Origin of the sequence: Geodermatophilus normandii (assembly GCF_003182485.1) — a bacterium.
Taxonomy (GTDB): Bacteria; Actinomycetota; Actinomycetes; order Mycobacteriales; family Geodermatophilaceae; genus Geodermatophilus; species Geodermatophilus normandii.
On the sequence record NZ_QGTX01000001.1, the window covers coordinates 636,732 to 661,969 of the forward strand.

Genomic DNA, 25,238 nt, shown 5'->3' on the forward strand with positions numbered 1-25,238 from the left:
GTGGTCGTGGTCGTCGTCCGGTGGGGACGTCGGCCACGGTCGTGCTGAGGCCGGGCCCCGGGCATCGGCCGTCCGCCCAGTCCCGGCCGCACCCCGGAACCTGAGGCCCCTCAGGGACACCTCACGCGCGCTGCGCGCTTGCCGATCACCGGGCCGGGGAAGGGGCCGGGGTATGGCCGACCTGCCCCCGACCGTCTTCGTCCTCTTCGGCGCCACCGGCGACCTCGCCGCGCGCATGGTCCTGCCAGCCTTCGACGTCCTGCACCGCCGTGGGCTGCTGCCCGACGAGTGGCGCCTGGTCGGCAGCGGGCGCGGCGACCGCTCCGACGACGACTTCCGCGACCTGGTCCGCGACGCCCTGGCCGAGCACGGCGACGGCGAGCCGGCCGACGGCCTGCCCGAGCGGCTGCGCTTCGCCGGCGGCGGGTTCGCCCCCGACGACCCCGGGCAGCTGGCCGACGCCGTGGCGGCCGCCCGCGAGGAGCTCGGGGAGGACGCCCAGCTCGTGCACTACCTCGCCGTCCCGCCGGGCGCCTTCGAGGGGATCACCCGGGCGCTGGACGCGCACGGCCTGGCCAAGGGCGCCCGCGTCGTCTTCGAGAAGCCCTACGGCACCTCCCCCGACGGCTTCCGCGAGCTCGACGAGCTGGTGCACTCGGTGCTCGACGAGGACCAGGTCTTCCGCATCGACCACTTCCTCGGCAAGGAGGGCACGCAGGACCTGCACGTGCTGCGGTTCGCCAACGGCCTGTTCGAGTCGGTGTGGAGCCGCGAGCACGTGGCGCAGGTGCAGGTCGACGTCCCCGAGACCCTCGACGTCGCCGACCGTGCCGAGTTCTACGACGCCACCGGGGCCACCCTCGACATGCTGGTCACCCACCTGTTCCAGGTGGCCGCCGAGGTCGCGATGGAGCCGCCGGTGTCCCTCACGCCCGGCGACCTGCAGGAGGCGCGCGAGGCGGTGCTCGCGGCGTTCCGGCCGCTGGCCCCCGAGGACGTCGTCCTCGGGCAGTTCACCGGCTACCGCGACCTCGACGACGTCGCCGACGACAGCACGACCGACACCTTCGTGGCCGCGCGGCTGTGGGTCGACACCGACCGGTGGCGCGGCGTGCCGTTCCTGCTGCGGACCGGCAAGCGGATGGCCGACAGCCAGCAGCGGGTCACGCTGGTGATGCGCCGTCCCGAGGGCCCGGTCGGCACGCTGCCAGGCGGGGGCAACACCGTCTCGCTGTCGCTGTCGGGTGCCGGCGCGCTCGACCTCGGGCTGGTGGCCAAGCGCCCGGGCCCGGGCCTGGAGCTCGCGGTCGCCGGGACCTCGCTGGACCTGGCCGCCGTCCCGGGCGGGGACCCGCTGCCGCCCTACGCCTCGCTGCTGCTCGACGTGCTGACCGGCGACCGGTCGCTGTTCACCACCAGCGCGGGTCTCGAGCACGCCTGGCGGGCCGTGCGGCCGGTGCTCGAGGACCGTCCGGAGGTGCGCCCCTACGAGCCCGGCTCGTGGGGCCCGGAGGAGGCGACGGCGCTGGCCGACCCGTGCGGCTGGGCCGTGGGGTCGGGCGGCTGAGAGGAGGGTCCGGACCGGGCGCTGGTCGCCTCGCGGCGAGAAGCACGACGCGGCTCCAGACCCCCGACCGAGGTCGGAGCGGTGTTCCGCGAAGGCGGTATCCAATTGGCACCCGGGGACACAGATCGCCCGGTCCGGACACCACCGACGGTACCCCGGTCCCGGCGCACACACACCGGGACACCGACTCCTATCCGAGGCCGCGCGCGTCCTGCTTGAGCGCCGTGTCGACGGTCAGCGCCGAGGCCAGCACCAGGCTCGCCAGCGGCTCGGGCAGCCGCGCGTGAACCCGGACGACGTAGCGGTCGGCCGTGGTGAACAGCGTCCGCGCCAGGCCCTCCCACGTCTTGGTGATCCGGGCGACCTCGGTGCCGAGGGAGTCGGTGACCGAGAAGTCCCAGGCCCGCCAGTTCTCCGCCTGGATCGCGCCGGCCGGCTGCCCGTCGACGACGAGGTCGAAGCGGATCCGGCCGAAGACGGTGGCCTGGACGATCTCCCCCACCGGCGCCCCCTCGGGCGTCTCGACGACGACCCGTGACCTGACCAGCTTGGCCGGGCGGGTGAGCACGAGGACCGGCCCGTAGGCGTCGCGCACCTCGAGGCGGTGGGTGAGGTACTGGTCGAGGCTGCTGACGAACCGGACGACCTTCTTGGCCGTCGACTGCCCCACCTCGACGACCGCGCCGACCTGCACCCCGTTCGCGTCGAGGACGGCGTACTCGTTGGTGAGCTCGACGAGCTTGGTCCTCTGGTCGACCAGCAGGACGGGCTGGTCGTGCAGGACCGAGCGCCGCGGGGTGGCGCCGTACCGCTGGGCGCCGTGCTGCTGCCGGCTCCCGTACTGCTGGTGGCTCCCGTGGTGCTGCTGGACCGGCCGGGCCTGCGCGGGGACGGGCTGCGGGGCGGGCGGCTGCCGCACGTGCTCGGTCCAGGTCCGGCCGTCCCACCAGCGCGAACCGCCGCCGCCGGCGGGGTCGGGGTACCAGCCGGGCGGCGGGGAGGGCTGCGTCACGGCGGCGACGGTAACCGCTGCCGCCGGGCGTGCCAGACTCCCGAGCCGTGCCCGACCCGACCTCCGCCGAGGCCGCCGTCCTCGACGCCGTGGACGAGGCCGCCGCGGTCGGCCTGCTGTGCCGGCTGGTCGCCGTCCCCTCCGTGGGCGGCACCGCGGCCGAGAGCGAGGTGCAGGCCCTGGTCGCCGGCGAGCTCGACGCGCTGGGCTGCGACGTCGACCGCTGGGCCATCGACCTCGAGGCCGCCGCCACGGCACCGGACGCGCCCGGTCAGGAGGTCGCGCGCGAGGAGGCGTGGGGCGTCGTCGGCACGCTGCCCGGCGCCGATGACGGCGACCCCGCGCTGGTGCTCTGCGGGCACACCGACGTCGTCCCTCCCGGCGACCGCGCCTCGTGGGCCGGCGACCCGTTCACCCCTCGGCTCGACGGCGGCGCCGTGCACGGCCGCGGCACCTGCGACATGAAGGGCGGGCTGGTCTCGGCGCTCGCCGCGCTGGCCGCCGTGCGCGCCGCGGGGGTGCGCCTGCGCCGGCCGGTGGCGCTGCACGCCGTCGTCGGTGAGGAGGACGGCGGGCTCGGCGCCTGGGCGACCCTGGCCCGCGGGCACCGCGGCGACGCCTGCGTCATCCCCGAGCCCACCGCCGGCGCCGTCGTCACCGCGGCCGCGGGCGCGCTCACCTTCCGGCTCGAGGTGACCGGCGCGGCCGCGCACGCCGCGATGCGCGACCGCGGGGTGAGCGCCGTCGAGCTGTTCGCCGACCTCCACGCGGACCTGCGCGCGTTCGAGGCCGAGCGGCAGCGCGACGCCGACCCCCGCTTCGCCGGCGAGCGGTACCCGTTCGGGCTGTCGATCGGCACGGTGCGCGCCGGCGACTGGGCGTCGACCGTGCCCGACCGGCTGGTGGCCGAGGGCCGCTACGGCGTGCGGCTGGGCGAGCCGGTCGAGGTGGCCCGCGCGGCGTTCGAGGCCCGGGTCGCCGCGTCCTGCGCCGCGCACCCGTGGCTGGCCGCGCACCCGGTGCGGGTCACCTGGACCGGCGGCGCCTTCGCCAGCGGCCAGCTGCCGCCGGCGCACGGGCTGCTCGGCCAGGTGCGCGACGCCGTCGTCGACGCGGGCGGGCCGCCCCCGCCGGAACGCGCCGTCCCCGCCGGCACCGACCTGCGCCTCTACGCCGCCGCCGGCATCCCGGCGCTGCACCTGGGCCCGGGCGACCTGCACCTGGCGCACGGCCCGGCCGAGCGGGTGCCGGTGGCCGAGGTGACCGCCGTGGCCCGCGCGCTGGCGCTGCTGGTCCTGCGCCGCTGCGGGGTCGCGTGACCGGCGTCGGCTTCGAGGCCTTCGCCGCGCTGACCGGCGACTCCCCCACCGCGCGCACCGAGTGGGCGGCCGTCGTCGCCGCGTGGAGCGAGCCGCACCGCCGCTACCACGACCTGCACCACCTGGCCGCCGTCCTCGGGCTGGTCGGCGAGCTCGGCGGGGCCGCCCCCGACCCGGACGCCGTCGCGCTGGCCGCCTGGTACCACGACGTCGTCTACGACCCGCGCCGCGGCGACAACGAGCAGGTCAGCGCCGAGCGGGCGCAGGCGGGGCTCACCGGCCTGGTGCCGCCCGCGCGGGTGGAGGAGGTGGCCCGGCTGGTGCTGCTGACCGCCGGGCACGACGCCGCCCCGGACGACGGGAACGGCGCCGTCCTCTGCGACGCCGACCTCGCGGTGCTGGCCGGGCCGCCGGAGGCCTACGCCGCCTACGCCTCCGCCGTCCGCGAGGAGTACCGGCACCTGTCCGACGAGGTGTTCACCGCGGGCCGGATCGCCGTCCTCGAGTCGCTGCTGGCGCTGCCCGCCCTCTACCGGCTGCCCGCGACGGCGGGCTGGGAGCCGCGGGCACGAGCCAACCTGGCCGCCGAGCTCACCCTGCTGCGCGGTCGCCCTTCCTGAGCCGCAGGCCCGCCGCCACCAGCCGGGCCAGCAGCTCCCGGGCCCCGACCGGCTGCGCGCCGGCGGCCACGGCGACGTCGTAGAGGTCCTCGGGGACGTCGTAGTGGTCGCCCTGGAACGCCCGGCGCGGGATGCCCAGCTCGGCGGCGACGAAGGCGTGCAGCTCCTCGTAGGAGACGTCGCTGACCAGGTGCGACCAGCGCCGCCCCCGCCACGGCCACACGGGACTGTCGATCAGGACGGCCACGGGCACCTCCTCGCTGCGCTCGTCGAGCCCGCGGCCGCGGCGCTCCGCCCCTGCGTGGCCCCGCGAGCTCGGCCACGGGGTGCAGTCTGCCCGGGACCACTAGCGTCGTCGCCGTGAGCAGGGAGATCCGCTGGGGCATCGTCGGGCCGGGCCGCATCGCGCAGAGCGTGATCGGCGACTTCGCGCACGTCGAGGGGGCCCGGCCGGTGGCGGTGGCGTCGCGCTCGGCCGACCGGGCCCGGGCCTTCGCCCAGCAGCACGGGCTCGAGCGGGCGTACGGCTCCTACGCGGAGGTCCTCGCCGATCCCGACGTCGACGTCCTCTACCTCGCGACGCCGCACCCCCAGCACCACGCGGTCGCGCTGGCCGCCATCGAGGCGGGCAAGGCGCTGCTGGTGGAGAAGGCGTTCACCGCGACGACGGCCGGGGCGCAGGAGGTGGTGACGGCGGCCCGCGAGGCCGGCGTCTTCGTCATGGAGGCGATGTGGACGCGCTTCCAGCCCGCCGTCGTCGCGCTGCGCGACCTCGTCGCCGACGGCGCGATCGGCGAGGTGCGGTCGGTGCAGGCCGACCTCGGCGTCGACCGCGTCTACGACCCCGACGACCGGCTGTTCGCCCTCGAGCTCGGCGGCGGCGCACTCCTCGACCTCGGCGTCTACGTCGTCTCCTTCGCCCAGATGCTGCTCGGCACGCCCGACACGGTGACCGCCGCCGGCTCGACCTACCCCACCGGCGCCGACGCCGAGGCGGCCGTGCTGCTCGGCTGGGAGGACGGCCGCTCGGCGACGCTGACGACGTCGCTGCGCTACCCGACGCCCGGCCAGGCGCGGGTGTTCGGCACGGGCGGGTGGATCGACGTCCTCCCCCGCTTCCACCACCCGGCCACCATCGTGCTGCACCGCAGCGGCGCCGAGCCCGAGGAGATCACCCGCCCGGCGGCCGGGGTGGGCTACTCGCACGAGCTCGCCGAGGTCACCCGCTGCCTGCAGGAGGGCCGCACGGAGAGCGCGGTCATGCCGCTGGCCGACACCCTCGCCGTCCAGGACGTCCTCGGGCAGGCGGCCGCGCAGCTCGGCGTGCACCACCGGGAGGACCCGCACGTCCTCGGCTGATCAGGCCGCCGCCCAGGCCGCACCGGTCGCCTCCTCCGGCGTGGGCACCCGGGTGGGCGTGCGGCCGGCCCGCCGCACCGCGCCGGCCAGGGCGACGGCGTCGACCACCGCCGCACCGCCGGGGTCGTTGTTGAGGTAGACGAACACGTCCTCGTCGTCGGCGTACGCGGCCGCCATCCGCTGCGCCCACTCCTCCAGCGCGGCCGGCGGGTAGCCCCAGCCCTCGGCGCCGGTGTGCAGCCGCAGGTAACCCCAGCCGGTGGTGCGCCACAGCGGCGTCACCGGCCGCTCGGCGCGGTCGGCCCAGCACAGCGCGGCGCCGTAGCGCTCGAGCAGCGCCCGCACCTCGTCGGTCTCCCAGGTCGCGTGCCGCGGCTCGACGGCCACCCGCAGGCCCGGCGGGAAGCAGGCGAGGCAGTCGCGCAGCAGCCCGGCGTCGGCCTTGAGCGTGGGCGGCAGCTGCAGCAGGACGACGTCGAGCCGGTCGCCGAGCCCCTCCGCGTGCTGCACCAGCCGGGCCACCGGCTCCTCGGGCTCGCGCAACCGCTTGACGTGGGTGAGGAACCGGCTGGCCTTGACCGCCCAGCGGTAGTCGGGCGGAGTCCGCTCCCGCCACGCGGCGAAGGTGTCCCGCTCGGGGAGCCGGTAGAAGGCGGCGTTGCTCTCGACGGTGGCGAAGTGCTGCGCGTGGTGCTCCAGCCACAGCCGCTGGGGCATGCGCTGGGGGTAGAAGCGGCCGCGCCAGTCGCGGTACTGCCACCCCGACGTCCCGATCACCACGGCCACGCCAGCGGCCTACCCTGCGCCGTCGGGGCCGACGCCCGCCGAGATCGGCGGTCTCGTACGCCTGCGGAGCCGTACGCGTACGAGACCGCCGATCTCGGCACGGACACCGCCCGCGAACGCCGACAGGGGCGGCCCCGCGGATGCGGGACCGCCCCTGCCGGGCAGTGCGTGGTGCTACGGGGTGGCGGGACTCAGAAGTCCATGCCGCCCATGCCGCCGTCGCCACCGGGCATGGCCGGGGCGGCCTTCTCCGGCTTGTCGGCGATGACGGCCTCGGTGGTGAGGAAGAGCGCCGCGATGGAGGCGGCGTTCTGCAGCGCCGAGCGGGTGACCTTGGCCGGGTCGATGATGCCGGCCGCGACCAGGTCCACGTACTCGCCGGAGGCGGCGTTGAGACCGAAGCCCACCTCGGAGTTGCGGACCTTCTCCGCCACGACGCCGCCCTCGAGGCCGGCGTTGACGGCGATCTGCTTCAGCGGCGCCTCGAGCGCGACGCGCACGATGTTGGCACCGGTCGCCTCGTCACCCTCGAGCTCGAGCTTGTCGAACGCGACGGCGGTGGCCTGCGCGAGGGCGACGCCACCACCGGCGACGATGCCCTCCTCGACGGCGGCCTTGGCGTTGCGCACCGCGTCCTCGATGCGGTGCTTGCGCTCCTTGAGCTCGACCTCGGTCGCGGCGCCGGCCTTGATGACGGCGACGCCACCGGCCAGCTTGGCCAGGCGCTCCTGCAGCTTCTCGCGGTCGTAGTCGGAGTCCGACTTCTCGATCTCGGCGCGGATCTGGTTCACCCGGCCGGAGATCTGGTCGCTGTCGCCGGCGCCCTCGACGATCGTCGTCTCGTCCTTGGTGACGACGACCTTGCGGGCGCGGCCCAGCAGGGAGACGTCGGCGGTGTCGAGCTTGAGGCCGACCTCCTCGCTGATGACCTGGCCACCGGTGAGGATGGCGATGTCGGTCAGCATGGCCTTGCGGCGGTCCCCGAAGCCGGGGGCCTTGACGGCCAGCGACTTGAAGGTGCCGCGGATCTTGTTCACGACCAGGGTCGCCAGGGCCTCGCCCTCGACGTCCTCGGCGATGATGGCCAGCGGCTTGCCCGACTGCATGACCTTCTCCAGCAGCGGGAGCAGGTCCTTGACCGAGCTGATCTTCGAGTTGACGACGAGCACGTACGGGTCGTCGAGGACGGCCTCCATGCGCTCGGCGTCGGTGACGAAGTAGGGCGAGATGTAGCCCTTGTCGAAGCGCATGCCCTCGGTGAGCTCGAGCTCGAGGCCGAAGGTGTTGCTCTCCTCGACGGTGATGACGCCTTCCTTGCCGACCTTGTCCATCGCCTCGGCGATGAGCTCGCCGATGGCCGGGTCGGCGGCGGAGATCGACGCGGTGGCGGCGATCTGCTCCTTGGTCTCGACGTCCTTGGCGGTCGAGAGGAGGTACTCGGTGACCGAGGCGACGGCCTTCTCGATGCCCTTCTTCAGGGCCATCGGGTTGGCGCCGGCGGCGACGTTGCGCAGGCCCTCGCGCACGAGCGCCTGGGCCAGCACGGTGGCGGTGGTGGTGCCGTCACCCGCGACGTCGTCGGTCTTCTTCGCGACCTCCTTGACCAGCTCGGCGCCGATCTTCTCCCAGGGGTCCTCGAGCTCGATCTCCTTGGCGATGCTCACACCGTCGTTGGTGATGGTGGGAGCGCCCCACTTCTTCTCGAGGACGACGTTGCGGCCCTTGGGGCCGAGCGTCACCTTGACGGCGTCGGCGAGGGTGTTCATGCCCCGCTCGAGGCCGCGGCGCGCCTCTTCCTCGAAGGCGATCATCTTGGCCATGTGGTGATGTCCTCCATGCATGGATCGCTGCACGGCCGGGACCGGCGCCCGCGACGGACGACACCGGCGCGGCGGGCTCCCTTGTGGCCCGCGCTCCAGTGCCTCACCGTTCCGACCTGGTTGGCACTCGGCACTGTCGAGTGCCAGTCCGAAGTCTGGCACTCGCCCCTGCCGAGTGCAAGAACGGGGGGTGGCGCGGGGGTGTTCCCCGCCCGGGGTCAGTCCGCCGGGCGGACCGGCTCCCAGCTGCCCGTCGCCGGGTCGAGGCGCTCGACGAGGAGCTGACCGCCCGGCCGCGAGAGCCAGAGCCGGGTGTGCCCGTCGTCGTACTTCAGGTCCCCGGCAGGCCCCCGAGCCAGCGTGGGTGCGTCCTCCAGGGGGGTGATGCTCCAGCGCGGCACCGGTGCTCCTCTCGTCACGGCCTGGCACGACCGAGGCCCGGCCCCGTCGGGGGACCGGGCCTCGGTGCGGAGGAACGGAGACTCGGGCGCTCGGCCCGATGCCCGCCTTCGCGAGCTCAGGCGACGCGGACGCCGTCGGCCTGCGGGCCCTTCTCGCCCTGGACGACCTCGAAGACGACCCGCTGGCCCTCGTCGAGGCTCTTGTAGCCGTCCATCTGGATGGCCGAGTAGTGGACGAAGACGTCCTGGCCGCCGTCGACGGCGATGAAGCCGAAGCCCTTCTCGGCGTTGAACCACTTCACGGTGCCCTGTGCCACGTGTGCTCCCACGGTGCGTGCGTGCGGACGGCCCCCGTGATCCGGGGACCGGGGTACAGCTCTTCCGCCCGTCGGACACGTGCGTGGAACTGACGACCGCGCGAGAACGTACAGCAGGGACGCCGCCGTGGGGAGATCCTCGCCACACGACTCGGGGACGACGGGCCGAGGATGTCACCCGCCGGATCGACGTCCCGACCCCACGCCCCCGCGCCGGGGTCTCAGCCGATGAGGCCGGCCTCCCGGACCGACCGCAGCGACGGCTCCACCCGGTGGGTCGGGCCGACGACCGGCTCGAGCGGGTCGAGGGTCTTGAGGCCCTCGCCGGTGTTGAGGACGACCGTCTCCTTCGTGGGGTCCAGCCGGCCGTCCTCGACGAGCTGCCGCAGCACGGCCACCGTCACCCCGCCGGCGGTCTCGGCGAAGACGCCGGTGGTGCGGGCGAGGTCGCGGATGCCCTGCACGATGGCCTCGTCGCCGACCCGGCCGACGGCGCCGCCGGTGCGGCGGATGGCGTCCAGCGCGTAGGGGCCGTCGGCGGGGTTGCCGATGTTGAGCGACTTGGCGATGCCGGTCGGCTTGACCGGCCTGACGACGTCCCAGCCGTTGTCGAAGGCGGTGGCGATGGGGTCGCAGCCGGCCGACTGGGCGCCGAACACCCGCCACTCCGTGTCCTCGACCATCCCGGCGGCGGCCAGCTCACGCCACGCCTTGTCCACCTTGGTGAGCAGCGAGCCCGACGCCATGGGGATGACCACCTGGGCCGGGATCCGCCAGCCGAGCTGCTCGGCGATCTCGTAGCCCATCGTCTTGGAGCCCTCGGCGTAGTAGGGCCGCACGTTCTGGTTGACGAAGGCGGTGTCCTCGAACTCGTCGGTCTCGGCGAGCTCGCTGGTCAGCCGGTTGACGTCGTCGTAGGAGCCGTCGACGGCGACCAGCGTCTGGCCGTAGACCGCCGACTGCACGACCTTGCCCGGCTCGAGGTCGGCCGGGATGAAGACGAAGGACGGGATGCCGACGCGAGCGGCGTGCGCGGCGACGGAGTTGGCCAGGTTGCCGGTGGAGGCCGCGGCGATCTTGCGGTAGCCCAGCCCCCTGGCCGCGGTGGCGGCGAGGCTGACCACGCGGTCCTTGAACGAGTGCGTGGGGTTGGCCGAGTCGTCCTTGACCCACAGGCCGCCGGTGATGCCGAGCTCGGCGGCCAGCCGGTCGGCGCGCACCAGCGGCGTCATGCCCGGGTCGAGGGAGACGCGGTCGGCGGGGTCCTGGCCCACCGGCAGCAGCGCGGCGTAGCGCCAGATGTTCTGCGGGCCTGCCTCGATCTGCTCGCGGGTGACCGCGCGCATGCGCTCGGGGTCGTAGTCGACCTCCAGCGGGCCGAAGCACTGCGCGCAGGCGTGCTCGGCGATCAGGCCGAAGGTGGCGCCGCAGTTGCGACAGACGAGGCCGCGGGCGGGGCTCGGCGGAACGGGGCCGCCGGCGGACGAGTCGGCCTGCAGAGAACCGGGAGCGGTCAGGGTCATGCGACGACTACCTCCTCATCTTCCCCGCGTCGGGCCGTCGAGCCGCGCGGGACGGAATTGGCACCTCTCGCCGCTCGCGCGAGCGCGGTTGCCGGGGCTTCACCGGGCCGTGTCCCTCTGCCCCTCTGGATGAGTGGAACGGGCCCGACTCTACCCGGCTGCCCGGGCCGCCCCGGGCTCCGGCCATGCTGGCGCCCGTGGCAGCGCGCATCGTCTACACCGACCTCGACGGCACGATGGTCGGCCCGCGGGGGTCGTTCTGGCACACCGCCGACGGCTCCCCCACCGCCGAGCCGGCCGCGGCCCTGCTCGAGCTGCACACCGCGGGCGTCGCCCTGGTGATCGTCAGCGGGCGCACGGCCGACCAGGTCACCGAGGCGGGCCGGATCTTCGCCGCCGACGGCGCGATCGCCGAGCTCGGCTCGCTGGTGACGTGGAAGGGCGGCCGGGCGCGGCACGGGCTGACCGGCGAGCTGCCGGCCGAGTACACCGGGCGCACGCCGATGGACGTGATGGCCGAGCTGGGCGTCGTCGAGGCGCTGACCGCCGCCAACGCCGGCCGGCTGGAGTGGCACGCGCCGTGGCACACCACCCACTCCGGCGACGCGCTGCTGCGCGGCTTCGTCGACCCGCTCGCCGTCGACGCGTGGCTGGCGGAGCGCGGCCTGGGCTGGCTGACGCTCAAGGACAACGGCGCGATCCCCGCCTCGGCCCGGCTGGACCTGGCACCGGAGGGGCAGCTGGCGCGGGTCTACCACCTCATGCCGCGCGGCATCACCAAGGGCGCGGCGATCGCCTGGGACCTCGAGCGGCGCGGCCTCGACCCCGCCGACGCCGTCGCGATCGGCGACAGCGCCAGCGACCTGGAGATGGCACCCGCCGTCGGCCGGCTGTGGATCACCGCCAACGGCGCCGAGGTCGAGGGCATGGCCGGGCTGCTGGCCGCCGTCCCCAACGTGTCGGTGACCGACGAGCCGATGGGCGTCGGCTGGGCCCAGGCCGTGCGCGCGAGCCTCAGGACGTGACGTCGCGCCGGGCGAAGTGGCGGAAGCCCAGCGCGGTGAAGACCGCGGCGTAGACCAGCGACTGGACGACGCCGCGGAACAGGTCGGAGGAGTCGACCGGCGTCTGCAGCAGGTCGGTCCAGGCGAACTCCTCCGCGGTGGGGAACCAGTCGCGCAGGGACCCCAGCTGCTCGACCTGGTCCAGGATCGCGAAGACGACCATCGAGAAGACGGCGCCGCCCACGGCGGCCAGCGGCGCGTCGGTGACCGTGGACAGCCAGAACGCCAGCGTGCCGACGACGAGCAGGTGGACGGCGAGGTAGCCGAGCATCCCCGCGAGCCGCAGCAGCCCCTCGCCCTGCGAGAGCGTGACCCCGATCGGCGTCCGGATGTCGTCGAAGCCGAAGGCGATGCCGCCGGCCACCACCGCCACGACGGCGAGGGTGAGCAGCGCGCCGACCGACTGGACCAGCGCCGCGAGCCACTTCTGCCGCAGCAGCCGCATCCGGGGCACCGGCGTCGCCAGCGTGTAGCGCAGCGAGCCCCACGCCGCCTCGCTGGCCACGGTGTCGCCGAAGAACAGCGCGTAGACCACGACGAGGAAGAACGTCGTCGTCGCGAACAGGACGAACAGGGTGAAGTTCAGTCCGCTGGCGGTGGCGACGTCGACCAGGTTGATCCGGCTGTTGGTCTGTGCCTCCTCGCTCGCGCCCAGCTGCAGGGCGGCGATGAGGATCAGCGGCAGGGCGACCATCGCGGCGAAGACGCCGATCGTGCGGCGCCGTTTGAACTGCCGGCGCAGCTCGACCGACAGGCGCAGCGTGCGCTCGGGTCGGTACCCGGCGACGGCGCCGGTCGGCTGGACGTGTCCGGTAGCGGTCACGACTCCCCCACCAGGGCCAGGAACGCGTCCTCCAGGCGGCGGCGCGGTGTGAACTGGTCGACGGCGATCCCCGCGGCCACCAGCGCCTGCAGCGCCTCGGCGCGCGAGGTCCGCGCGCCGAGGTCGGCGACCAGCCCGTCGTCGGTGTGCTCGACGGTGACGCCGGGCAGCCCGGTCAGCACGGCCGCCGCGCGGTCGGTGTCGGCGGCGGTGGCTCCGGGGGCCAGGCCGACCAGCACCGCACCCCCGGCGCCCACGATCTCGTCGACCGTCCCCTGCGCGATCTTCTGCCCCCGGGCCATGACGACGACGTGGCTGCAGGTCTGCTCGATCTCGCTGAGCAGGTGGCTGGAGACGATGACCGTGCGGCCGGTGGCGGCGTAGGACCGCAGCACCTCGCGCATGGCGTGGATCTGCGGCGGGTCGAGCCCGTTGGTCGGCTCGTCGAGGACCAGCAGGTCGGGCAGGCCGAGCATGGCCTGGGCGATCGCCACCCGCTGGCGCATGCCCTGGCTGTAGCGGCGCACCGGGCGGTCGAGGGCGGCACCGAGGCCGGCGACCTCGATCGCCTCCTCCATGTGCGCGTCCTCGGCCGGGCGGCCGGTCGCGGCCCAGTACAGGCGCAGGTTGTCGCGGCCGGACAGGTGCGGCTGCAGGCCCGTGCCCTCGACGAACGAGCCCAGCCGGGAGAGCACCGGTGCGCCGGGCCGGACCTCGTGGCCGAACACGGTGATCCGCCCGGAGTTCGGCTCGATGAGGCCCATGAGCATCCGCAGGGAGGTCGTCTTGCCCGCCCCGTTGGGGCCGAGCAGGCCGAGCACCTGGCCGCGGCGGACCTCGAAGGACAGGTCGCGGACGGCGACGAAGCCGTCCTTGTAGGCCTTGGTGATGCCCTCGAAGCGCAGCGGCACGTCCTCGCCGTCGGGCTCGACGGCCGAGGTGACGCGGCGCCGGCGGCGGCCCCACAGCACCGCCGCGAGCCAGCCGAGCAGGCCGAGGACGACGACGGCGCCGAGCAGCCACCACCAGCGGGACGTGCCGCCGGTGGCCTGGGTCTGCCCCTCGACGGTGGGCACCGCCAGCGCGGTGCCCCCGTCGCCGGACCCGGCCAGGGCCACGGAGTAGACGGTCGCCTCCGCGGGCAGCGCGAAGGACTGGTCGGTCGAGGAGACGACGACGCGCATCGTGTGGCCGGCCTCGAAGCGGTGCACGATCGCCGGCAGCGTGACCGCGACCTCGGTGGGCGCGGCCGGGTCCGCCGACAAGCCGGTCAGCGACAGCGGGGCGACCAGGCCGCCGGGCAGCGTCCGCGCGCCGTCGGGGCCGACGTCGTAGAGCTTGGCGAACAGCGTGGCGCTGCCCGAGGGCGAGGCGACGGCGAGCGGGACGGTGGGGCCCCGACCACCTCGACGGCGGCGTCGAGCGGCTCGCTGGAGAAGGCGGCGAACTGGCCGGGGATCTCCACGGTGCTGCCACCGAGCGCCGAGGCCAGCGCGCCGAGGCCCGGGACGGTGGTGATCGCGGCCGGGGTGCCGCCGGCGGGGGTGACCACCGGCTGGACCCGGCCGGCCAGTGCCACGCTCTCCCGCTGCACCGGCCGGTCGCCGTCGAGGCCGGGGTAGGCGTCGGCGAGCACGCTCTGGGTGCCGCCCTGCACGCTGCCCAGCCCGCTGCCCAGACCCGTGGGCGCGGGGTACTCGAAGCCGGTGCCGGGGTCCTCGCCGCGGGCGGCGTCGTCCTCGTCGCGCAGGTGCCAGTCGAACCAGCCGGCGACCAGGTCGCGCAGCTCGGCGGTCTCCCGCTCGGAGGCCTGCGAGTCGTGGCCCCCGGCGTACCAGACGACCTTGACGTCGGTGCCGTTCGCGGCGATGCCGCGGGCGTTGGCGTCGGCCTGGCCGAGGCCGAACAGCGAGTCCTCGGTGCCCTGGACGAGCAGGGTGGGGGCGGTGATCCGGTCGAGCACCGCCGCCGGGCTGCTGCGGTCGAGCACCGCGGCCACCTCGGGCGTGAGCGTGCCGGAGGCCGCGGCGGACTGGTAGGCGGCGCAGATGTCGGCGCGGAACCGGCCGCAGGTCAGGGCCTGCTCGACCGTGGCCGGGTCCACCGACGCGGGGTCGACGGGCAGGGCGGGCGCGGCGTTCCCGGACGCGGGGGCCGCCCCGCCGGAGCCGCTGGCGGAACCGCTGCCGGGACCGCTGCCGGGATCGTCGCCGTCCTCGCCGTCCTCGGCCTCCGCCGCTCCCCCGCCGCCGCCGAGCGCGTCGAGCAGGCCGCCGGTCGGCACGGAGCCGACGCCGAAGAACAGCCCCGCCCACAGCCGCTTGTAGACGCCGCTGTCGGCGTCCTGCGGCGTCGCGGCGGGCGTGGCGTCGTCGGCGGTGCCGGTCTGGGAGGGGAAGAGCGCGGCGGTCAGCGAGTTCCAGGTGATCTGCGGCGCGATCGCGTCGACCCGGTCGTCGTAGGCGGCGGCCAGCAGCGACAGCGCCCCGCCGTAGGAGGCGCCGGCCACGCCCACGCGCGGGTCGCCGTCGTCGTCGAGGAGGACGTCGTCGCGCTCGGCCAGCACGTCGAGCAGCGTGGAGAGGTCGGCGACCTCGTACCGCGGGTCGTCCAGGCCGATCTGGCCGGTGCTCGACCCGAAGCCGCGCGCGGAGTACGTGAGGACGACGAAGCCGCGGCCGGCCAGGTCCCGCGCGTCGTCGGCGACCGACTGCTTGCTGCCGCCGAAGCCGTGCGCCAGCACCACCGCCGGCGCGGGGTCGTCGGCCGTGGCCGAGGCGGGGAGGTAGAGCGTGGTGTCGAGCTCGACGGCGTCGGCACCGGAGCCGGAGGGGACCCGTGCCTCCTCGGTGCCCACGTCCTCGGCCGCGCCGGCCGTCGCCGGGACGGCACCGACGAGGGTGCCGGTGAACAGGAGGGCGAGCAGGGCGCCGAGCGCCGCGCGGGCGCCGGAGCGCGGGCGAGGTGTCACGGGCCCGCGGACGGGACGCACGCTGCGGCCAACGGACGGTGTCGCGCCGGTGTTCCGGGACCGTCCCGTCGGCGCGTCGCCGGCAGCGGTCAGGGCTGCAGCTCGCCGGTGACGACGACGACCAGGCCGGGGTCGGGCACGCCCGGCACGTCGAAGAAGCGCGCCGCCGGCCCGGTGGTGATGCCCGGGAAGGCGTCCATGAGCTGCAGGGCCGAGAGGCGCTGCTCCTCGTTCCCCGCGTCGAAGTAGACGGTCGTCGAGGCGACGTCGCCGCCCTCGTAGGCGCCGACACCCGCCGAGCTCCAGCCCTGGGCGTCGAAGGCGGCGGCCACCTCGGCGGCGAGCCCGCTGGTGGGCGTGGCGTTGAGCACGGTCACCGGCACGCGGACGGGGGTGCCGGGCGCCTCCTCGACCGGGGGCAGCGGCTCGGCCGACAGCGGGGGCAGCGGCGCGGTCGAGGGAGCGACCGACGCCGGCGCCGACGTCTGCGTCCCCGGGGCCGTCGAGCCGGTCTCCCGCGCCGCCGGTGAGGCGAAGCTGTAGACGCCGAGCACGACCAGGGCGACCACGACGACGGCGAGCAGCGCCAGGCCCCGGCGGCGGCGCGGCGGCGCGTCCTCCCCGTCGGCGGCCCGCAGCGCGGCGCGGGAGACCCCGGCCCGGCGCGCGGCCTTGCGGCGCTCGACCTCCATCGCCTGGCGCTCGGCCTCGCGTGCGGCGCGCTCGGCGCGCATCGCGGCCCGGTTGCCCACGACGCCGGTGGCGCCGGTGTCGACGTCGGGCCCGGCCTCGCGGTCGTCGCGGTCGTCCTGCGTCCGGCTCCGCGACGACAGCGCGCGGTCGGGGATCGCCTCGGTCAGCGGCGCGGCGACCACCCCGCGGACCGGCTCCCGGTCGGGGATGGCCTCGGTGGGCGGGGCGGCCGGAGCGCGGGAGGCCCCGCGGTCACGGACCACCTCGCGGTCGGGGATGGCCTCGGTGGGCGGGGCGGCCGGCGGCGCGGGAGCGGCCTCCGGCGTCCTCGCCCGGTTCCGGGCCGGCGGGCGGGCCGGCTGGTCCCACGGGTCCAGCGGCGGGGCGGCCGGCTCGGCGCTGTCGGCCTGCGGCGTGGGGACCGCCTGGAACGGGGCGACCGTCGTCGCGGGGGCGGCCGGCCGGGCCGGCGGCTGCGGAGCCGGTGGCTGGGGCGCGGGCCGCGCGACGACCGGCGAGTGCGCGGTCGGCGGCTCCGCGGGAGCGGGACGCCGGACGGAGAACCGGCCCGCGGGAGCCCGGACGGTCGCGGGCTTCACGACCGGCGGCGGGGCGACGGGCGGCGCGGCGGGTGCCGGGGCGGCGGGCGTCCGGGGCGCGCGGCGCGGCGGGGCGGGGCCTGCCGCGTGGCGCCGCCGGCAGCCACCGCCGAGGGGACGCGCGGGCGGAGCGGCGCCGCGGGCTCCGCGGACCGCGACGGGACGGCCGGGGCCTCGGGCAGCGGGGCGCGCGACCGGGCCGGCGGGCGCTCGGGCTCGGCCGGGCGGGCGGGCGCCGCCGGGCGGCCCGTGAGCCGGCGGCGTCCCGTGTCGTCACCGAGCAGCGCGTCGCGGCGGCGGTCGGCGCGGCTGCGGCCGGGACCGGGCGTGGTCGGGTGGTCGCTCAGCCCGGGTACGGGACCCGCGGCAGCGCGACCGGCGTTGGGGTGGGGCGCCGTCGGGAGGTCGGGCGCGGCAGCGGCGGGCGGCTGGTCGGTCCGGCGGCGACCGCCGGCCACCGGGGCTGACGGCCGGTCCGGTTGGTCACCACCTGGCGCCGCATGCCTGCCCACGGTGACCAAATCTAGAGGGCGGAGGAGTCCTTGCCCAGCAGGTGAGGCGAACGCCGCTGGCGTCGGGCGCTGCGCAGGCGGCGCAGACGGCGCACCAGGAGGGGGTCGGCCGCGAGGGCCGCCGGGCGGTCCACCAGCGCGTTCAGCACCTGGTAGTAGCGGGTCGGCGGCACGCCGAACTGCTCGCGGATGGCCGTCTCCTTGGCGCCGGCGTGGCGCCACCACTGCCGCTCGAAGGCCAGCATCTCGTGCTCGCGCCGGGTCAGGCCCGCGGGCTGCGCGGGACCCTCACCGGACGCCGTGCCCCCGGGCGGGGAGACCGCGGGAGCAGGGTCGGGGGTCATGGTCGTGTCCGTTCGATCGGGGGGAAGCCGTCACCCGGAACGGTAGGCCCCGGGGGTGACAGTCACAGCCCGAACGCGCGCGCGGACCCGGATCAGGCGGACCCGGATCAGACCGTGGCCGGCACCTGCTCGGCCGCCGTCCGCCGGTGCGCGGCGCGCGCCGCCCGCAGGCTGTCCACGGTGAACACCGCCAGCGCCGCCCAGACGATCGCGAACCCGATCAGCCGTGCCAGGGGCATGGGCTCGTGGAACACGAAGACGCCCAGCGCCAGCTGCATGAGCGGCGTGACGTACTGCAGCAGGCCGATCGTCGACAACGGGATCCGCCGGGCGGCCGCGGCGAACAGCAGCAGCGGCACCGCGGTGGCGATGCCGGAGGCCACCAGCAGCAGGAGGTGCCCGGTGCCGGCCGAGCCCGCCGTCCCCCGCCCGGTGGCCTGCAGCACGCCGAGGAACACCAGTGCGGGCAGGAACGCCACCGCCGTCTCGACGAACAGCCCCGGCGCCGCCTCCACCCGCACCAGCTTCTTGAGCAGGCCGTAGCTGCCGAAGGTGGCGGCCAGGGCGAGGGCGATCCACGGCGGCCGGCCGTGGTCGACGGTCAGGACGACGACCGCCACCGCCGCCAGCCCGACGGCCGCCCACTGCAGCGGACGCAGCCGCTCGGAGAAGACGACGACGCCGAGCAGCACGCTGACCAGCGGGTTGATGAAGTAGCCGAGCGAGGTCTCCACGACGTGCCCGGAGTTGACCCCGTAGACGAAGACCAGCCAGTTGCCGGCGATGAGCACCGAGGCACCGGCGAGGACGAGCATCGTGCGCCGATCGGTGACCGCCGCGCGCACGAGCGGCCACCTCCGCAACGCGGTCAGCAGCAGCGCGACGAACAGCAGCGACCACACGATGCGGTGGGCGACGATCTCCACCCCGCCGGCCGGCTCGAGCAGCGGGAAGTACAGCGGGAACACGCCCCACAGGCCGTACGCGGACAGGCCCGCCGCCGTCCCCAGCCGCCGCTCGTCCACGGCGGGCACCGTACGCCGGGTGCTCAGGCCTGGATGTAGTCCACCAGGTGCGCGCGCTCCTGCTCGAGCTCGTCGAGGCGGGCCTTGACGACGTCGCCGATGGAGACGATCCCGAGCAGCCGGCCGTCCTCGACGACGGGCACGTGCCGCACGCGGTGGTCGGTCATCGTGCGCGCGAGGTCGTGCACAGAGGCGCCGGGCGGGCAGGTGTGCACGTCAACGGTCATCAGCGCCGACACCGGCCCGTCGAGGACGCCCGGACCCGAGGCGTGCAGGGCGCGGACGACGTCCCGCTCGGAGACGATGCCGTCGACGGCGTCGCCGCCGGTGGAGACGACGAGCGCGCCGATGCCGTGCTCGGCGAGCAGGGCGAGGGCCTCGCGGACGGACCGGTCGGGCGCGACGGTGGCCACGTGTGGGCCCTTGCGGCGGAGCAGCTGGGCGATCTGCACGGACGCCCTCCCTCCCTCGGCGGCAGGAGTGTCCACCCGCGCGCACCCCCCGGACAACGGGCCCGGCCCCGTCTCGTCGCGACCGGCTCCGGACTGGACACGGGGGCCTACCGTCGAGGTGTGCGCACCCAGCACGCCGCACCCGCGACGCCCCGCCCCACACCCCTGCAGTGGCTCCGCTACGCCTTCGGCGGCGGACTCCCCCGGTCCCTCGCGCCGTGGGTGCTGTCGGACACGACGCGGCCCGGCTGGGTGCGCCGGCACGTCACGCGGTCACTGGTGCAGCTGTCCCCGCTGGTCGTGATCTGCCTGGTCGCCGTCCCGGTGGGGATGGGCTACCGGCTGACCGCGGCGTTCGGCGGCCTGATGGTGGGGCTCATGTACTCGCTGGCGTTCATGGTGGAGACCACCGAGCACCGGGTCGCCAAGGCCGGCTACCCCGCCGGCACCGCGGCGCGGCTGCGCGAGGAGCGCACCGAGCAGGCGCGGGCCGCCCGCGCCGAGCAGCGCCACGCCTACCGCGTGGGCGGCGCCGGCAGCTTCGACTGACCCCGGTCAGCCCACCGCCGAGCAGGCGGCGGACGCCAGAGCCGACGGGGGGACTCGAACCCCCAACCGCCCGATTACAAGTCGGGTGCGCTACCAGTTGCGCCACGCCGGCGGGACATGGGAACAGGTCCCGGCACAAGGATAGGGACAGTGCAGGGGACGACTCCGCGGCCTCGTCCGGGCGGCGAGGCCGGCGTCAGGATCTGGGCCGACCGGCCGATGCTCTGGACACCGCCACGTCCGACCACCCGCGATCCACGCCGGCCGGGCGCGACCCACGTCCTCGGGTCCCCAGTCGTCGAGCCTCGACGCTCTCGCAGCAGGAGCAGATCACCTACTGCGGCTCGGCCACGAAGTAGGGGTCCTGGCCGGAGGCGGACACGCAGGTAGGCCACCCGGTTCAGCTGGGTGGTCCACCTGACGCGCACACGACCGGTCAGGAGTGCGCACTCGGCCGCCGCCCTGCCCTGTACGAGCTCCCTGGGGACGGGACGACGCGGGCCCCGGACGTCACACCACGACCGAAGCGGATCCGAGCTGCCGGTTCCCGCTCACGGACGGTGAGTGACTCGCGTAGGAGAGCGCTGCAGCCGGCCCGAGCGGCAGCGGCCCAGCCCTTCCCCCTTCCGACCCGCGGCTAGCGTCCGGGCGTCGCTGCGGCAGTGAAGCCGTGGTCTCCCGCTGCGGCCGGAGCGGAGGGGCGTCCGGGCGAGCGGATGTTCGAGGGGGATCCATGCGCCGATCGCTCATCCCAGTGCTTGCCGGAGCCGGCCTGCTGGTCTCGTCCGTGACACCGGCGGCGGCCGTGGTCGGAGGTCAACCTGACGGCTCCGCTCATCCCTACGGTGCGCTCCTGCTTATAGAGGGAGAGGGCTTCTGCTCCGGCACCCTCATCGACGAGGACGTCGTGCTGACGGCCGGCCACTGCACCGACTTCTTCACCGCGGACGACGTCGGCACCGTGTCGGTCACCTTCGACCCGGTGGCTTCGGTCGACCTGGACACCTGGGAGATCACCGGCGGAACCTGGTACACCGCGACCAGCTGGGTCACGCATCCCCAGTACGTGGCCGAGGACTGGCCCTTCACCCACGACTACGGCCTCGTCTTCCTGGACGAGCCGGTCACAGGCATCACACCGGCCGACCTGCCGGAGCCCGACCTGCTCGACCAGCTGATCCCTGCCACAGGGCAGACGGCGACGCGGTTCAACGACGTCGGGTACGGCGTCAACGGCAAGGAGCACCTCGGTCGCGGGTTCGACCCCACCGTCGACTTCGTCCGGATGGTGTCGACCCAGCGCTACAACCCCAGCAACGGGGCGGTCGGCACCCTCGACCCGCTGTGGTTGATCCTCGGCCAGGCGCCCTCGCCCACCCACGGCAGTGGGTGCCCCGGTGACTCCGGATCCGGCATCTTCATCGCGGGAACCGACACTGTCGTGGCGGTCCACACCGGCGGCTACGGGCTGGGGTACCAGGGCAACCTCTGCGGCCGGATCACGTCGCTGAACCACCGGATCGACGTCCCGGAGGTCCTCGACTGGATCACGTCGTACCTCGACTGATCGCAGCTGACGGGGCGGCGTCGACGGGCCGGTTGCTGACCGACCCGTCGGCGCCCGCTTCCCCCGTGCTCTGCGTCCCACGAGAGCCCAGCACCTCGAGGAGCGGTCATCGCCCCACGCCGGCGGGACGGCACCACGACAGGGGGCGACCCCGGCTGGACGCCCTGCCGACCCACCGCGTCGCCGACGCGTGGGCCGGCGGGCACGGCATCGTCCTCGACCGCCTGCACGAGGGCCTCGAGGAGTCCGGCGGTTCCTGCGACTGCGAGGTCGTGGTGAACGTCGACCCGGTCGTGGTCCTCGAGGACGCTCAGGCGGCGCCGGGCCCCGCGGTCGCCGGCCCCTCGGTCAGGTAGTCGGCCGGGTCGCTGTCCGGCTGCGGCCCCTCGGCGAGCCAGCGGGCGAAGCCGGCCGGGTCGCGGCGCTCGAGCTCGTCCAGGACGTCCTGGCGGCGCCGGACGATCGACTGCCGCGCCACCGGGTCGAGCCGGCCGGCCAGGGCCTCCGTCGTGCCCAGCCACTCGCGGCCCAGCGCCGCGGTGGTCAGGGTCGCCACCGGCGGCAGGAACGTCACCGTCCCGCCGGCCTCGCCGGGGCGGACGCCGCCTGCCGGCCGCTGCGGCGCGGGGGCGGGGAGCCGGCCGCCAGCCGGCAGGTCGTCGGGCGCCACCGGACGGACCGGGGTGCCGGCGTGCAGCAGCCACAGCCCCAGCGCGCCGACGGCGAGGACGGCGCCGGCCAGCGCGGTCAGCGCCGCGCCGCCCAGCACCGCGGTGCCCGACAGGAACAGCAGCACGCCGATGGTGACCGCGCCGGTGCGCCAGGCCGCCTCCAGCGGCGTCCGACGCGGCTGCCCGCCGGACTCGGCCAGCGACTCGCGGGCCACCCCGCCGGCCAGGCAGGCGGTGACCACCGCGGCCAGGCCCACGGCGAGCAGCCCGGGGGGTCGCAGGGCCAGGCCACCGATCCCGGCCACCGCGAGCGCGGTCAGGCCGGCGAGGCCCACGAGCAGGCGGGCGGGCAGACCGCGGGTGGGCACGAGCAGCCTCCGAGGGGAGCAGGCCGGGCGGGAGGGCCCGTCCGCTCCGGAGGGAGCGAGCGGGCTCCCCCTCTACCCCGCGACCGTCCCATCGCACACGGTGGTCGGCGTGTCGCCGGCGGGCGGCTGTCCGGCCTCCCCCGTTGCGTGCCCCAGACACCTCACAGGCGCTCCCCAGGGCTCCGTCAGACGCCGGGCCGATGGTGGTCCCCGGAGCGGCGGACGGCCGCCCAGGAGGAGGACCAGGACAGTGAACGGACACCCGTACCCCCACCCGGCGCAGCAGCCGACCGGTGCGACCCCGGGGTGGACCCCGCCGCCGTCCGGCGACTCCTGGTACCCGCCGGCCGGCACCGCGACGGCGACCCTCCCGCCGCTGGCACCTCCCCCGCCGCCGGCTCCGGCGAAGCGGGGCAGCGGGCGGCTGCGGATCGGCGTCGCCGCCCTGCTCGCCGGTGCCCTCATCGGCGGCGGGACCGGGGCCGGCGTCGTCGCCCTCACCGGGGGCGGCGGCAGCGCCGGCACGCCCGCCTCGGCGCAGTCGGTGGTCATCACCGACCCCGAGAACGCGACCGCCGTGACCGCCGCCGCCGCGAAGGCCTCGCCCAGCGTCGTCACCGTGTACGTCACCAGCGGCTCCGGCTCGGGCAGCGGCTCGGGCGTGGTGCTCTCCGCCGACGGCTACGTGCTCACCAACAACCACGTCGTCACGCTGGACGGCAGCACCGACGGCGCGACGGTCCAGGTGCGCACCTCCGACGGCACCCTCTACGACGCCACCGTCGTCGGCACCGACCCGACGTCGGACCTCGCCGTCATCCGGCTGCAGGGCGCCGACGGGCTGACCCCGGCCACCTTCGCCGACTCCGACGACGTGCAGGTCGGCGACCTCGCCGTCGCGATCGGCGCGCCGCTGGGCCTGTCCGACACCGTCACCGACGGGATCATCAGCGCCACCGACCGCGCGGTGGCCACCGGCTCCACCCAGGACGACGCCACGGTCATCGACGCCCTGCAGACCGACGCCGCCATCAACCCCGGCAACTCCGGCGGCGCGCTGGTGAACGCGGCCGGTGAGGTCGTGGGCATCAACACCGCGATCGCCTCGGTGGCCTCGGGCGCTCCGGGCGCGTCGTCGCAGAGCGGCAACATCGGCGTCGGGTTCGCGATCCCGAGCAACACGGCGAAGCGGATCGCCGAGGAGATCGTGCGGACCGGCACGGCCACCCACGCCGTCCTCGGGGTCAACGCCCAGACCGCCGGCGGCAGCGCCTCCAGCGAGGTCGGCACCGGCGCGCAGGTCCTGCAGGTCCAGCCGGGCGGCGCGGCCGAGCAGGCCGGGCTGCAGGCCGGCGACGTGGTGACGGCGGTCGGTGACCGCGCGGTCACCAGCTCCACCGAGCTCACCGCCGCCATCCGCAGCTCCGCCCCCGGCGACACGGTGCAGCTGACCGTGGAGCGCGGCGGGCAGACGACCACGGTCGAGGTCACCCTCGGCAGCAGTGCGAGCTGATCCCCCTCCGGCCACGGCCCCCTGTCCCCCCACCGCGAGCCGCTCGCTGTGGGGGGCAGGGGGTCGGCTCTCTAGGCTGGGGAGGGTGTCGTCGTCCCTGAGCGCCCCGCTGGCCTCCTCGCTCGACGACCCGGAGCGCGCCGCCGGCCTGCGGCGGATGAAGCGACTGGCCACCAGCCTGTTCCTGGTCGCCGCGGCGGTGTTCCTGGCCTGCGTGCTGCTCGGCGACGAGGCCGGCCCCTGGGTCGGCTACGTGCGGGCCACCGCCGAGGCGTCGATGGTCGGCGCGCTGGCCGACTGGTTCGCCGTCACCGCGCTGTTCCGGCACCCGCTGCGGATCCCGATCCCGCACACGGCGATCATCCCGCGCAAGAAGGACCAGATCGGCGCGAGCCTCGGCGCGTTCGTCGAGGAGAACTTCCTGACCCGCGCCGTCGTCGAGGACAGGCTCGCCACCGTCGACGTGCCCGGCCGGATCGGCGACTTCCTCGCCGCGCCCGGCCGCGCCGAGCGGCTGGCCGGTGACGCCGCCGCTGCGCTGGCCGGCCTCACCGACCTGCTGCGCGACGACGACGTCCAGGAGGCGGTGTCGGGTCTGGTCGACCGCAAGCTGCACGAGACGCCGGCCGCGCCGGTGCTCGCCCGGGTGCTCGAGCTGGTGGTCGACGGCGACCGGCACCAGGAGGTGCTCTCGGCGGCGCTGCGCTACCTCGCCCGCTTCCTGGAGGAGAACCGGATCGTCTTCCGCGCCCAGCTCGGGGACGCCTCGCCGTCCTGGGTGCCCGACTGGGTCGACGACCGCGTGTTCGACCGGATCTTCGCCGCGCTGCAGGGGTTCCTGCAGGAGGTCGGCGCCGAGCGCGACCACGAGCTGCGGCGGGTCTACGACGCCCGGCTGCGCGCCTACGTGCACCAGCTGCGCACCGACCCCGACACCGCAGCGCGGGTCGAGGCGTTCAAGAAGGAGCTGCTCGAGCACCCGGCGGTGCGCACCTGGTCCTCGTCGCTGTGGACCAACGCCAAGACGGCGTTCCTCGCCTCGGCAGCCGATCCCGACTCCCAGCTCCGGGCGCGGTTGGCCGGTCTCATCCGCGACGGCGCGCGGCTGCTGCGCACCGACCCGCGGGTGCGCGAGCGGGTGCAGCGGCAGTCGGTGCGCGTCGCCGGCTACCTGGTCGAGCGCTTCGCCGGTGACGTCGCCGACGTCGTCGGCACCACGGTGGCGCGCTGGGACACCGAGGAGACCAGCCGGCGCATCGAGCTGCAGGTCGGCCGCGACCTGCAGTTCATCCGCATCAACGGCACCGTCGTCGGCGGCCTGGCCGGGCTGGTCATCTACTCCGTCGCCCAACTGCTGGGCTGA

At 75.6% G+C, this 25,238-nt stretch carries 25 protein-coding genes, 1 tRNA gene and 1 riboswitch; of the genes, 10 read left to right on the forward strand and 16 right to left on the reverse strand.

Annotated elements, in window-relative coordinates:
- Positions 1–172: 172 nt before the first annotated feature.
- Positions 173–1,567 carry a glucose-6-phosphate dehydrogenase gene (locus JD79_RS03230; RefSeq protein ID WP_110004369.1) on the forward strand — a complete coding sequence of 465 codons (1,395 nt, stop codon included), beginning with the start codon at positions 173–175 and terminating at the stop codon, positions 1,565–1,567.
- 190 nt (positions 1,568–1,757) lie between these two features.
- Here JD79_RS03230 and JD79_RS03235 read toward each other — a convergent pair whose 3' ends face one another.
- Positions 1,758–2,579 carry a phospholipid scramblase-related protein gene (locus JD79_RS03235; RefSeq protein ID WP_110004370.1) on the reverse strand — a complete coding sequence of 274 codons (822 nt, stop codon included), beginning with the start codon at positions 2,577–2,579 and terminating at the stop codon, positions 1,758–1,760.
- Positions 2,580–2,626: 47 nt separating this feature from the next.
- Here JD79_RS03235 and JD79_RS03240 point away from each other — a divergent pair, with 47 nt between their 5' ends.
- Together JD79_RS03240 and JD79_RS03245 are read left to right on the forward strand one after the other, a co-directional pair.
- Positions 2,627–3,898, forward strand: a complete 1,272-nt coding sequence (locus tag JD79_RS03240; protein WP_110004371.1) for an ArgE/DapE family deacylase — start codon at positions 2,627–2,629, stop codon at positions 3,896–3,898.
- Entirely contained in the window at positions 3,895–4,518 is a 624-nt protein-coding gene (locus tag JD79_RS03245) for an HD domain-containing protein (RefSeq protein WP_110004372.1), read from the forward strand. The genes JD79_RS03240 and JD79_RS03245 overlap by 4 nt, the downstream gene beginning before the upstream one ends.
- On the opposite strand, the gene JD79_RS03250 is transcribed toward JD79_RS03245, so the two are convergent.
- Entirely contained in the window at positions 4,490–4,765 is a 276-nt protein-coding gene (locus tag JD79_RS03250; protein ID WP_110004373.1) for a DUF4031 domain-containing protein, read from the reverse strand. The genes JD79_RS03245 and JD79_RS03250 overlap by 29 nt on opposite strands.
- 113 nt (positions 4,766–4,878) lie before the next feature.
- On the opposite strand from JD79_RS03250, the gene JD79_RS03255 reads away from it, so the two are divergent.
- Complete coding sequence (locus tag JD79_RS03255) at positions 4,879–5,877, forward strand: Gfo/Idh/MocA family protein (protein ID WP_110004374.1); 999 nt, start codon at positions 4,879–4,881, stop codon at positions 5,875–5,877.
- On the opposite strand, the gene JD79_RS03260 is transcribed toward JD79_RS03255, so the two are convergent.
- The 5 genes from JD79_RS03260 to thrC all read right to left on the reverse strand — a co-directional run bounded on the left by JD79_RS03260 (position 5,878) and on the right by thrC (position 10,724).
- Positions 5,878–6,663 (reverse strand): DUF72 domain-containing protein, encoded by a 786-nt coding sequence (locus JD79_RS03260; RefSeq protein ID WP_110004375.1) that lies wholly within the window; start codon positions 6,661–6,663, stop codon positions 5,878–5,880. It abuts the gene before it with no gap.
- 191 nt (positions 6,664–6,854) lie between these two features.
- Positions 6,855–8,483: a chaperonin GroEL gene (gene groL / locus JD79_RS03265; RefSeq protein WP_110004376.1), complete on the reverse strand. Its 1,629-nt coding sequence runs from the start codon at positions 8,481–8,483 to the stop codon at positions 6,855–6,857.
- A 218-nt stretch (positions 8,484–8,701) separates the two neighbouring features.
- Positions 8,702–8,884 carry a hypothetical protein gene (locus JD79_RS03270; RefSeq protein ID WP_110004377.1) on the reverse strand — a complete coding sequence of 61 codons (183 nt, stop codon included), beginning with the start codon at positions 8,882–8,884 and terminating at the stop codon, positions 8,702–8,704.
- A 116-nt stretch (positions 8,885–9,000) separates the two neighbouring features.
- A complete protein-coding gene (locus tag JD79_RS03275) occupies positions 9,001–9,201 on the reverse strand; it encodes a cold-shock protein (protein WP_075013019.1) in 201 nt (66 codons plus the stop codon).
- 221 nt (positions 9,202–9,422) lie between these two features.
- On the reverse strand, positions 9,423–10,724 hold the full coding sequence (gene thrC / locus JD79_RS03280; protein ID WP_211307847.1) for a threonine synthase: 1,302 nt from the start codon (positions 10,722–10,724) through the stop codon (positions 9,423–9,425).
- Between the two features lie 12 nt (positions 10,725–10,736).
- Positions 10,737–10,860, reverse strand: a riboswitch (SAM riboswitch).
- A 61-nt stretch (positions 10,861–10,921) separates the two neighbouring features.
- Here thrC and JD79_RS03285 point away from each other — a divergent pair.
- Positions 10,922–11,749, forward strand: a complete 828-nt coding sequence (locus JD79_RS03285) for an HAD family hydrolase (protein WP_110007375.1) — start codon at positions 10,922–10,924, stop codon at positions 11,747–11,749.
- Here the strand turns inward: JD79_RS03285 and JD79_RS03290 are convergent.
- The 7 genes from JD79_RS03290 to JD79_RS03320 all read right to left on the reverse strand — a co-directional run bounded on the left by JD79_RS03290 (position 11,739) and on the right by JD79_RS03320 (position 19,207).
- Positions 11,739–12,611 (reverse strand): ABC transporter permease, encoded by an 873-nt coding sequence (locus JD79_RS03290; RefSeq protein ID WP_110004378.1) that lies wholly within the window; start codon positions 12,609–12,611, stop codon positions 11,739–11,741. The genes JD79_RS03285 and JD79_RS03290 overlap by 11 nt on opposite strands.
- Positions 12,608–13,960 (reverse strand): ATP-binding cassette domain-containing protein, encoded by a 1,353-nt coding sequence (locus JD79_RS23340; RefSeq protein WP_245900304.1) that lies wholly within the window; start codon positions 13,958–13,960, stop codon positions 12,608–12,610. Before JD79_RS23340 ends, JD79_RS03290 begins: the two co-directional genes overlap by 4 nt.
- Positions 13,882–15,582 carry an alpha/beta hydrolase gene (locus tag JD79_RS23345; protein ID WP_245899608.1) on the reverse strand — a complete coding sequence of 567 codons (1,701 nt, stop codon included), beginning with the start codon at positions 15,580–15,582 and terminating at the stop codon, positions 13,882–13,884. Before JD79_RS23345 ends, JD79_RS23340 begins: the two co-directional genes overlap by 79 nt.
- Before the next feature lie 89 nt (positions 15,583–15,671).
- Positions 15,672–16,874 carry a LytR C-terminal domain-containing protein gene (locus tag JD79_RS03300; protein WP_110004379.1) on the reverse strand — a complete coding sequence of 401 codons (1,203 nt, stop codon included), beginning with the start codon at positions 16,872–16,874 and terminating at the stop codon, positions 15,672–15,674.
- A 523-nt stretch (positions 16,875–17,397) separates the two neighbouring features.
- Complete coding sequence (locus JD79_RS03310) at positions 17,398–17,730, reverse strand: DUF3263 domain-containing protein (protein ID WP_110004381.1); 333 nt, start codon at positions 17,728–17,730, stop codon at positions 17,398–17,400.
- 107 nt (positions 17,731–17,837) lie between these two features.
- Positions 17,838–18,755 (reverse strand): EamA family transporter RarD, encoded by a 918-nt coding sequence (rarD, locus tag JD79_RS03315; RefSeq protein WP_110007376.1) that lies wholly within the window; start codon positions 18,753–18,755, stop codon positions 17,838–17,840.
- Positions 18,756–18,778: 23 nt separating this feature from the next.
- A complete protein-coding gene (locus tag JD79_RS03320; protein ID WP_110004382.1) occupies positions 18,779–19,207 on the reverse strand; it encodes a CBS domain-containing protein in 429 nt (142 codons plus the stop codon).
- 120 nt (positions 19,208–19,327) lie between these two features.
- On the opposite strand from JD79_RS03320, the gene JD79_RS03325 reads away from it, so the two are divergent.
- Positions 19,328–19,756, forward strand: a complete 429-nt coding sequence (locus tag JD79_RS03325; RefSeq protein WP_110004383.1) for a DUF5313 family protein — start codon at positions 19,328–19,330, stop codon at positions 19,754–19,756.
- A gap of 39 nt (positions 19,757–19,795) precedes the next feature.
- Here the strand turns inward: JD79_RS03325 and JD79_RS03330 are convergent.
- Positions 19,796–19,868, reverse strand: a tRNA-Thr gene (locus JD79_RS03330).
- Between the two features lie 621 nt (positions 19,869–20,489).
- Here JD79_RS03330 and JD79_RS03335 point away from each other — a divergent pair.
- Complete coding sequence (locus tag JD79_RS03335) at positions 20,490–21,323, forward strand: S1 family peptidase (protein ID WP_110004384.1); 834 nt, start codon at positions 20,490–20,492, stop codon at positions 21,321–21,323.
- A gap of 65 nt (positions 21,324–21,388) precedes the next feature.
- Complete coding sequence (locus JD79_RS24450) at positions 21,389–21,679, forward strand: DUF2695 domain-containing protein (RefSeq protein ID WP_170149097.1); 291 nt, start codon at positions 21,389–21,391, stop codon at positions 21,677–21,679.
- Here JD79_RS24450 and JD79_RS03345 read toward each other — a convergent pair.
- Positions 21,634–22,362 (reverse strand): hypothetical protein, encoded by a 729-nt coding sequence (locus JD79_RS03345; protein WP_146220374.1) that lies wholly within the window; start codon positions 22,360–22,362, stop codon positions 21,634–21,636. The genes JD79_RS24450 and JD79_RS03345 overlap by 46 nt on opposite strands.
- Positions 22,363–22,612: 250 nt before the next feature.
- On the opposite strand from JD79_RS03345, the gene JD79_RS22135 reads away from it, so the two are divergent.
- Positions 22,613–23,875, forward strand: coding sequence for a S1C family serine protease (locus tag JD79_RS22135; RefSeq protein ID WP_245899610.1), 1,263 nt, complete (start codon positions 22,613–22,615; stop codon positions 23,873–23,875).
- An 85-nt stretch (positions 23,876–23,960) separates the two neighbouring features.
- Positions 23,961–25,238 (forward strand): DUF445 domain-containing protein, encoded by a 1,278-nt coding sequence (locus tag JD79_RS03355; RefSeq protein WP_245899612.1) that lies wholly within the window; start codon positions 23,961–23,963, stop codon positions 25,236–25,238.

What these genes read in the sequence shown, in the direction of transcription:
- JD79_RS03230 (WP_110004369.1), top strand. Translation starts at nt 173, where the DNA reads ATGGCCGACCTGCCCCCGACCGTCTTCGTCCTCTTCGGCGCCACCGGC.
- groL (WP_110004376.1), bottom strand. Translation starts at nt 8,483, where the DNA reads ATGGCCAAGATGATCGCCTTCGAGGAAGAGGCGCGCCGCGGCCTCGAG.
- thrC (WP_211307847.1), bottom strand. Translation starts at nt 10,724, where the DNA reads ATGACCCTGACCGCTCCCGGTTCTCTGCAGGCCGACTCGTCCGCCGGC.
- JD79_RS03310 (WP_110004381.1), bottom strand. Translation starts at nt 17,730, where the DNA reads ATGACCCCCGACCCTGCTCCCGCGGTCTCCCCGCCCGGGGGCACGGCG.
- JD79_RS03335 (WP_110004384.1), top strand. Translation starts at nt 20,490, where the DNA reads ATGCGCCGATCGCTCATCCCAGTGCTTGCCGGAGCCGGCCTGCTGGTC.